We start from the raw sequence: 8494 nt of genomic DNA, 5'->3' as shown, positions 1-8494 counted from the left end.
TTCATCGGAATCTCCTCGTTCATCCTGCCGAGAAAATTCTACTTCCGCATCCCCTTAAGATCGGGGGGGATTACCCCCTCAATGACATATCTTCCCGCCCGCACCGTAATGGCGCTCGCGACGGCCTCGGCTTTGATCCTGACCGCTCCGCTCTCTGCGATCGCCGACCACGATCACGATCACGATCACGATCACAAACATGGCGAGACCCACACGCATGCGCACAGCGATCAAATCCACAAAGGCTATTTCGAGGACAGCCAGATCCAGCCCCGCAACCTGACCGACTGGCAAGGCACCTGGCAATCGGTCGCGCCTTTCCTCGCAGATGGCACGCTTGATCCGGTGATGCAGCACAAGGCCGAACACGGTGACAAGAGCGCCGCCGAATACCGTGCCTATTATACGGTCGGCTACGCCACCGATGTGAGCGCCATCCAGATCGACGGCCAGACCGTCACCTTCACCTCCGGCGAGGGCAGCTACAGCGGGCAATACGCCAACGATGGCTTTGAGGTGCTGACCTATCAAAAGGGCAACCGTGGGGTGCGCTATGTGTTCAAGAAGATCTCTGGGGATGCCGAGGCCCCGGCCTTTATCCAGTTCAGCGACCACCGCATCGCGCCCGAGGCGGTTGGCCATTATCACCTCTACTGGGGTGAGGATCGCGCCAAGGTGCTGCAAGAGCTGACCAATTGGCCGACCTACTACCCGGCCCATCTCAGCGGCGAAGAGATCGCCCAGGATATGCTGGCGCATTGATCCAGCTTGGGGTCGCCCGGTGCGGCCCCTTCCCCGCCGGGTGCCCCTCCTGAGCGCAGCCAGGTAAAAGAGCCGCCCTCCCCGCGATATTTGGCACAGATCGGCCTTTTCTTGACGCAACAGATGGCAGAGGATGCCGACCGAGACGACCGTGCCGATCCCCTGGCCGGTCGGCAGGTTTCACAGGTTGCAGGGAAAACACCATGACGATGACCAGCGCGCATTCCGATGATCCACACTATGTGACCCGCAGCGGCTGGCTCAGGGCTGCGGTGCTGGGGGCAAATGACGGCATTGTCTCGGTCTCCTCGCTGATCGTCGGTGTTGCGGCGGCGGATCCCGCGCCCCAGGCCGTCCTGATTGCCGGTGCTGCGGGTCTCGCCGCTGGCGCGATGTCGATGGCAGCCGGTGAATATGTGTCGGTTTCCTCCCAATCCGATATCGAGCGCGCCGACATCAAGCGCGAAGAGATCGCCCTGGCAGAGATGCCAGAGCAGGAGCTCGAAGAGTTGATCGCGATCTATGAAGAACGCGGCCTGAGCCGCAAAACCGCCGAAACCGTGGCGCGGGAGTTGACCGAAAAGGATGCCCTGGCGGCGCATATCCGCGAAGAGCTTGGCCTTTCAGAGGTGCACTCGGCCAATCCGCTCCAGGCGGCGCTTGCCTCTGCGGTGACCTTCAGCGTTGCCGCCTCGGTGCCGCTCCTTGCGGCGTTCTTTGCCCCGGCCACGGCGATTGTGCCAACCGTCCTGATCGTGACCGTGCTTGCCCTGGCGGTCCTCGGCGCCTTGGGCGCAAAGGCAGGCGCGGCGCCTTTGTTGCCAGCAACCCTGCGCGTGGTCGGATGGGGCATCTTTGCCATGGCGGTCACCGCAGGGGTGGGCTGGGTGTTTGGGGTAAGTGTCTGATCAGGACAGATCGCGCGCCCTCCCCCCCCGCCGCATTCAGACACGACACGCCATCGTAAAAAACAGAGACCCGGCCGCGGCGACGCTGCCGGGCCTTTTGCTTTCGTGCCGGGCACCCCAAATATGATGCCTGACAGAGTCCAAATACAACTGATGCAGGAAGGTGAAAGACGATGACACTCGAAAGGAAGGTCGCGCGGTTGTTCCGACTGACCGACGAAAACTGGATGAAACACGCCAACCCCTGGAGCGTCTGGACACGCTATTCCGTGCTGCCCCTCATCGTGCTGGCATTCTGGAGCCGCGTCTGGATCGGCTGGTGGTGCCTGATCCCGGGTCTTGCTTCGTTGCTCTGGTTGTTTTTCAACCCGGTCTTTTTCCCAAAACCCAAATCAACCCGCAACTGGGCCTCGCGATCCGTTTTGGGGGAGCGGGTCTATCTCAACCGCGATCAGATCGACATCCCGGAGATCCACAAGACGCCGCTCTACGCCATCCTCAATATGGTCTCGTCGATCGGCATGCTGATCGCGATCTGGGCGATTGTTTATACCTCGGCCTGGGGGGCGATCCTGGGCACCGCCTTGGCCTATCTTGGCAAGAGCTGGTATCTGGATCGCATGGTCTGGCTCTATGACATGATGAAATCGCACGAGGCCTATCGGCAATGGGATTACTAGGCGCAAATCCCTGACGGCAGCGACCCGCGCAAACAAAAAGCCCCGCAGGACTGCTCCTGCGGGGCTCTTTTGTGTCAGTCGCCTGAAGGCTTAGTCGCCGGTGTTCAGCGCTGCGCCCAGGATATCGCCGAGGGACGCGCCGGAGTCGGAGGAGCCATACTGTTCGACGGCCTCTTTCTCTTCTGCGATCTCGCGTGCCTTGATGGACAGGCCCAGACGGCGGGTTTTGCTGTCGATGTTGGTGACGCGGACGTCAACCTTATCGCCAACAGAGAACCGCTCGGGGCGCTGATCTGCACGGTCACGGGACAGGTCGGAGCGACGGATGAAGGATTTCATGCCTTCATATTCCACCTCAATGCCACCGTCTTCGATCGCAGTCACTTCCACGGTCACGATGGAGCCACGCTTCACGCCGCCAACGGCATCCGCGAATTTGTCGCCACCCAGCGCTTTGATCGACAGGGAGATACGCTCTTTTTCAACATCCACTTCGGAGACAACGGCCGAAACCATGTCGCCTTTGCGGTAGTTCTGGATCGCATCTTCGCCACGCTCGTCCCAGCTCAGGTCGGAGAGGTGAACCATGCCGTCGATGTCGCCGTCGAGACCAATGAACAGACCAAATTCGGTGATGTTCTTGACTTCGCCTTCGACCTCGGTGCCCTCGGGGTGAGTCTCGGAGAAGACTTCCCACGGGTTGCGCATGGTCTGCTTCAGGCCCAGGGAGACGCGACGCTTGGCGCCGTCGATTTCCAGAACCATGACGTCCACTTCCTGCGAGGTGGAAACGATCTTGCCGGGGTGTACGTTTTTCTTGGTCCAGGACATCTCGGAGACGTGGACCAGACCTTCGACACCGGGCTCCAGCTCAACAAATGCACCGTAATCGGTGATGTTGGTGACGCGACCCTTGTGCACGGAGGACAGCGGGTATTTGGCGCCAACCAGATCCCACGGATCGTCCTGGAGCTGTTTCATGCCCAGGGAGATACGGTGGGTTTCTTTGTTGATCTTGATGACCTGAACCTTGACGGTTTCGCCGATCGCCAGGATCTCGGAGGGGTGGTTCACACGGCGCCATGCCATGTCGGTGACGTGCAGCAGGCCGTCAACGCCGCCCAGGTCAACAAACGCACCGTATTCGGTGATGTTCTTGACCACACCGTCAACCGCTTGGCCTTCGGTCAGGTTACCGATGACTTCAGCGCGCTGTTCGGCGCGGGATTCTTCGAGGATCGCACGGCGGGACACAACGATGTTGCCACGGCGACGGTCCATTTTCAGGATCTGGAACGGCTGCTTCAGACCCATCAGCGGGCCGGCGTCGCGCACGGGGCGCACGTCAACTTGCGAGCCGGGCAGGAAGGCCACAGCGCCGCCGAGGTCGACGGTGAAGCCACCTTTGACGCGACCAAAGATCGCACCTTCGACACGCTGGTCGTCGGCATATGCTTTTTCCAGGCGGTCCCAGGCTTCTTCGCGGCGCGCCATCTCGCGGGAGATGACAGCTTCGCCACGGGCGTTTTCAGCCGCGCGCAGGTAAACTTCGACCTCGTCGCCAACGGCAACTTCGGGCGCTTCGCCAGGATTTGCGAATTCTTTAAGCTCGACGCGGCCTTCCATTTTGTAGCCAACGTCGATGATGGCCTGACCGGCCTCAATGGCAATGATCTTGCCTTTGACAACGGAACCCTCTTCGGGGGTGTCCATTTCGAAGCTTTCTTGCAGGAGGGCTTCGAATTCCTCCATAGATGTTGTTTGAGCCATGTGGTCTCAGGTGTCCTTTACAATCGGTTTTGCTGGCCGAGTGGTTGTCTCCACCGGTCTGAACAGGGTTGGTCGGTCCGAGAAACGGAACGCAAACGAATCAAGAGCAACAAACAAACACAAAGGGCCGAGGTATGCCCCGACCCTGCTCTCTCCGTCCTGGTGCGTTTTCGCATCTCTGTTGACAAGGCGGCTTATAGGCCCTTTCGCCCTTGCTGGCAAGGGTAAGGTTGCCGTCGGAATGACGCCGAGCGTGAAGGACAATCCCAGCGGCGTGAAACGCGCCCATATGAGGTCAACCCCTTCCTCCGGTCGCCAGACCGGACAGCGCCTGACCTTCCCCGCGGGAAGGCGCTTCACGCCTCCCCAAGGTCAGACGCTGTCCTCAGTGTTGTCCTCGAACCGGTGCAGGATGCTCAGGGCGGTTTCGTGTTCGGGACTGTCGTCTCGCGCGAGGAGGCCACAAACATGATACCTGTTGTGCCACATCCCCTCAGGTCGGTTCGGATACCCGCTGGCAACGGGCGCGCACAGCAAAAAAGGCGACGCCTTGCAGCGCCGCCTTTTCTTGATCATTTGACCGGGATCAGTTGATCTCGGTGACCAGCGCCTCGGTGGATTTGCGCACTTTTTTCATCGGCAGCAGCCAGTCGCCCTCTTCCTGACGATAGCCAAGCGCCAGCATTGACTTGGCGCGCAGACCTTTTTCTTTCAGGCCGAGGATCTCATCCACTTGCGCGGGATCGAAGCCTTCCATCGGGGTGCTGTCGACGCTCAGCTCGGCGGCGGCGGCAAGGGCAAAGCCCAGGGAGATATAGGCCTGATGCGCGGCATGGGCGGCGTTTTCCTCTGCCGAGCGCGGCAGCAGCATGCCCTTGAGGTTGGTGTAATAATTGGTCAGCAGCTCGCTCTCGCCGCGCTCTTCCTCCAGCTGCTCCAGCACCGCGTCGATGCGCGCTTCGGTGTAATTGTCCCAGGACGCAAACACCAGAAGATGCGAGCCGTCGGTGATCTGCGCCTGATCCCAGGCCACGGCGCGGATCGCTTCGCGGATCTTGTCATTGCGGATCACGAAGAGTTCAAACGGCTGCACGCCGCTGGAGGTCGGCGCCATGCGGATGGCTTCGACGATTTGCGCGACTTTTTCTTCCGGCACGGATTTTGCCGGGTCCATTTTCTTGGTGGCATAGCGCCAGTTCAGTTGGTCCAAAAACATCGGGGGTGTCCTTCTCGGGGTATCTCTTCTGCGTCAGGCCTGCCGTTTCCCGGCGGTTATCTTGACGTCGAGAGGTATCTAGGCACCAATGGCGCAAGCTTCAATCCCTTAGCGCTAACATTCTTAACGGTGCTCCGCGCACAGGGGCTGCGCAAGGCGGAGGTCAGCCGTCCAATCGGGCCTGCACCAAGGCGAGCACCTGGGCGACGGCTTCGTCAACGCCGAGGGTCGTGGTGTCGATCAGCACCGCGTCATCGGCGGGCTTCAAGGGGGCCTCGACGCGGGTCATGTCGCGCTCGTCGCGGGCGCGCACCTCGTCAAGCGTGCCCACGCTGCCCTTGCCGGTGAGTTCCAGAAAGCGCCGGGTGGCGCGGACTTCGGCGCTGGCGGTGACAAAGATCTTTACCTCGGCCTCCGGGCAGATCACCGTGCCGATATCGCGCCCATCCATCACCGCCCCGCCCGACCGACGGGCAAAGGCGCGCTGGAAATCCACCAGCGCCGCCCGCACCGCCGCGATCACTGCCACTTTGGAGGCCGCCTGGGCCACCTCGGGGCTGCGCAGGTCGTCGCGCTCCAGGTCGGTGATCTCCAGCGTTTCGGCGGCCCGGGTCGGATCCTCGCCGCCCAGCATGCGCGCGCCCACGGCACGATAGAGCAACCCGGTGTCGAGATGAGCAAAGTTGAAATGCTCTGACACCGCGCGCGAGATGGTGCCCTTGCCCGCCGCTGCCGGGCCGTCGATCGCAATGGTAAAGCTCATCGGGACGCTGTCCTCTGGTTTGATCCGGTTCAAGAGAGGGGGGCGCTGCCCCCTCGCGGCCTTGCCGCTCACCCCCGGGATATTTGGGGGTTAGAAGAGGGGCCTAATGATTGTCGCGGCTCAGGTTGGCGCCGAGCGCCGCCATCAAGGGTTCAAAGATCGGAAAGGAGGTGGCGATCGGGCTGCCGTCATCGACCGAAACCGGGTTTTGTGCGCCCATGCCCATCACCATGAAGGACATGGCGATGCGGTGATCCAGGAAGCTTTCGCAAGTGGCGCCGCCTTTGACGCCCTCGGGGCCGCAGCCCTCGACGCTCCACCAATCCTCGCCTTCCTCGACCGTCACGCCATTGGCGCGCAGCCCCCTGGCCATGGCGTCAATGCGGTCGCTTTCCTTGACGCGCAGCTCCTTGACGCCGGCCATCATGGTGGTGCCGCTGGCAAAGGCGGCCACGACCGAGAGCACCGGGTATTCGTCGATCATGGAGGCGGCCCGGGCGGGCGGCACCTCGATGCCCTTCATATCGGGCGAGTATTTGGCACGCAGGTCCGCGACGGGTTCGCCGCCCTCGGTCCGCGGGTTCTCGAAGGTGAGATCCGCGCCCATGTCTTGCAGCGTATAGAACAGCCCCGCGCGGGTCGGGTTGAGGCCGATCCCCGGCACCAGCACATCAGAACCCGGCGTGATCAGCGCGGCGCAGACCGGAAACGCCGCCGAGGACGGGTCGCGCGGCACCGCGATCACCTGCGGTTTCAGCTCCGGCTGGCCGGTGAGGGTGATAACGCGGCCCTCCTCGGTGTCCTCAGTCGTGATCTCGGCCCCAAAGCCCGCCAGCATGCGTTCGGAATGATCGCGGGTCGCCTCGCGCTCGATCACCACAGTCTTGCCCGGCGCGTTGAGCCCGGCCAGCAGCACCGCGGATTTCACCTGCGCAGAGGGCAACGGCACCGTGTAGCGCACCGGCACCGGATCGGCGGCGCCGACGATGGTCATTGGCAGGCGGCCGCCATCGCGACCCACGGATTGCGCCCCGAACAGGGCCAGCGGATCGGTCACCCGCGCCATCGGGCGTTTGTTCAGCGAGGCATCGCCGGTGAAGGTCACGGTGATCGGCGAGGTCGCCATCGCGCCCATGATCAGCCGCACGCCGGTGCCGGAGTTGCCGCAGTCAATCACATTCTCCGGCTCGGCAAAGCCACCGACGCCAACGCCAAAGACCGACCATTCGCCGCCGCCGTGGTTGATCACCTCGGCCCCGAAAGCCCGCATCGCCTTGGCGGTGTCCAGCACGTCCTCGCCCTCCAGAAGGCCGGAAATCCGAGTTTCGCCAACCGCCATTGCGCCGAGGATCAGCGAGCGGTGAGAGATCGACTTGTCGCCAGGCACATGGGCCTCGCCCTTGAGCGGAGCCGCGCGGCGGGAGGTCATCGGGATGGGCGTGCCGTGGCCGGACATGGGCGTTCCTCTCTTCAGTCGGTCGCAAAGCTGTTAGCGCAAGACGTGCGCCTCGTCCATCCAGAAGCGCAGCAGCACCGCCGGGCGGGCGCTGGCTCAGCCCAGACGCCGGAACGTCAGGTAATGCGGCGTGCGCCCCTCGCGCAGGGCCTTTTTCTCATAGCGGGTCGAGATCCAGTCCTGCCAGGGCTGGCGCCAATCCTCGGGCCCCTCGGCGAGCCACTCAAACCCCGCTCTTGGCACCTCTTCCAGCGTCTGGCGCACGTAGTCGGGAATATCGGTGGCGACGCGAAAGATCGCACCGGGTTTCAGCGCCCGGGCCAGCGGTTCCAGATGTTCCTGGGTGACAAAGCGGCGACGGTGGTGGCGCGCCTTGGGCCAGGGATCGGGATAGAGCAGAAACGCACGCGAGAGGCTCTGCTCCGGCAGCACATCCATCAGATCGCGGGCATCACCGGGGTGCACGCGCACATTGTCGGCGCTGGATTTGCGCAGCTTGCCCAGGAGCATGGCGACGCCGTTCACATAGGGTTCGGCCCCGATAATCCCCACATCCGGGTTGTTCTCGGCCTGATGCACCAGATGTTCGCCGCCGCCAAAGCCCACTTCCAGCCAGACATCGCGCCCACCAAACAGCGCCGCCAGATCCAGCGGCGCGCGGTCGGGGTTTTCCTCCCAGGTGATGGCGCCGGGGCTGAGGCCGGGCAGATCCTCGTCCAGATAACGCTCCTGGCTCGGCTTCAGCTGCTTGCCCTTGAAGCGGCCATAGAAGTTGCGCCAGGGAGCGCCCGATGCGTGTTGACCGGCCTCTGGCGACCCGAGATCAGCCTCTGCGGCGGGAGAAGAGCGGGTGTCGTCGTTGGGCATCGGAAGATCGGTCCTTTGGGGTCTGGTTGGCGCGGATCATGGCCTGCGCGCGGAAAAAATGTCGCGCCCCTC

Annotated in this window: 8 protein-coding genes; 3 read left to right on the top strand and 5 right to left on the bottom strand. The window is 62.8% G+C overall.

What is annotated here, in order from left to right; all coding sequences use genetic code 11:
• The first annotated feature begins 81 nt into the window (after positions 1–81).
• The 3 genes from HCZ87_RS09460 to HCZ87_RS09450 all read left to right on the top strand — a co-directional run bounded on the left by HCZ87_RS09460 (position 82) and on the right by HCZ87_RS09450 (position 2350).
• On the top strand, positions 82–762 hold the full coding sequence (locus HCZ87_RS09460; RefSeq protein ID WP_167643507.1) for a metal-binding protein ZinT: 681 nt from the start codon (positions 82–84) through the stop codon (positions 760–762).
• A 203-nt stretch (positions 763–965) separates the two neighbouring features.
• Entirely contained in the window at positions 966–1670 is a 705-nt protein-coding gene (locus tag HCZ87_RS09455) for a VIT family protein (RefSeq protein WP_167643506.1), read from the top strand.
• Between the two features lie 173 nt (positions 1671–1843).
• On the top strand, positions 1844–2350 hold the full coding sequence (locus HCZ87_RS09450) for a DUF6653 family protein (RefSeq protein ID WP_167643505.1): 507 nt from the start codon (positions 1844–1846) through the stop codon (positions 2348–2350).
• A 90-nt stretch (positions 2351–2440) separates the two neighbouring features.
• Here the strand turns inward: HCZ87_RS09450 and rpsA are convergent, their stop codons facing one another.
• From rpsA to HCZ87_RS09425, 5 genes are all read right to left on the bottom strand, one after another.
• Positions 2441–4120 carry a 30S ribosomal protein S1 gene (gene rpsA / locus HCZ87_RS09445; RefSeq protein WP_167643504.1) on the bottom strand — a complete coding sequence of 560 codons (1680 nt, stop codon included), beginning with the start codon at positions 4118–4120 and terminating at the stop codon, positions 2441–2443.
• A 586-nt stretch (positions 4121–4706) separates the two neighbouring features.
• Entirely contained in the window at positions 4707–5336 is a 630-nt protein-coding gene (locus HCZ87_RS09440; protein WP_167643503.1) for an NAD(P)H-dependent oxidoreductase, read from the bottom strand.
• Between the two features lie 163 nt (positions 5337–5499).
• On the bottom strand, positions 5500–6099 hold the full coding sequence (locus tag HCZ87_RS09435; RefSeq protein WP_167643502.1) for a d(CMP) kinase: 600 nt from the start codon (positions 6097–6099) through the stop codon (positions 5500–5502).
• 103 nt (positions 6100–6202) lie between these two features.
• On the bottom strand, positions 6203–7555 hold the full coding sequence (gene aroA, locus HCZ87_RS09430; RefSeq protein WP_167643501.1) for a 3-phosphoshikimate 1-carboxyvinyltransferase: 1353 nt from the start codon (positions 7553–7555) through the stop codon (positions 6203–6205).
• 96 nt (positions 7556–7651) lie between these two features.
• The gene (locus tag HCZ87_RS09425) at positions 7652–8422 is read right to left on the bottom strand and encodes a tRNA (guanosine(46)-N(7))-methyltransferase TrmB (protein ID WP_167643500.1); all 771 of its coding nucleotides are present in this window, start codon (positions 8420–8422) and stop codon (positions 7652–7654) included.
• Positions 8423–8494 lie beyond the last annotated feature (72 nt).

The sequence above is a fragment of the Phaeobacter sp. HF9A genome (genome assembly GCF_011806385.1).
GTDB lineage: Bacteria > Pseudomonadota > Alphaproteobacteria > Rhodobacterales > Rhodobacteraceae > Epibacterium.
Note: the sequence above shows the minus strand (reverse complement) of the source record. Positions and strands in the feature narration are given on the sequence as shown.

Excerpts from the sequence above, each read along its gene's own strand:
- HCZ87_RS09450 (WP_167643505.1), top strand. The coding sequence starts at position 1,844 with ATGACACTCGAAAGGAAGGTCGCGCGGTTGTTCCGACTGACCGACGAA.
- rpsA (WP_167643504.1), bottom strand. The coding sequence starts at position 4,120 with ATGGCTCAAACAACATCTATGGAGGAATTCGAAGCCCTCCTGCAAGAA.
- HCZ87_RS09455 (WP_167643506.1), top strand. The coding sequence starts at position 966 with ATGACGATGACCAGCGCGCATTCCGATGATCCACACTATGTGACCCGC.
- HCZ87_RS09460 (WP_167643507.1), top strand. The coding sequence starts at position 82 with ATGACATATCTTCCCGCCCGCACCGTAATGGCGCTCGCGACGGCCTCG.
- HCZ87_RS09440 (WP_167643503.1), bottom strand. The coding sequence starts at position 5,336 with ATGTTTTTGGACCAACTGAACTGGCGCTATGCCACCAAGAAAATGGAC.
- aroA (WP_167643501.1), bottom strand. The coding sequence starts at position 7,555 with ATGTCCGGCCACGGCACGCCCATCCCGATGACCTCCCGCCGCGCGGCT.
- HCZ87_RS09425 (WP_167643500.1), bottom strand. The coding sequence starts at position 8,422 with ATGCCCAACGACGACACCCGCTCTTCTCCCGCCGCAGAGGCTGATCTC.
- HCZ87_RS09435 (WP_167643502.1), bottom strand. The coding sequence starts at position 6,099 with ATGAGCTTTACCATTGCGATCGACGGCCCGGCAGCGGCGGGCAAGGGC.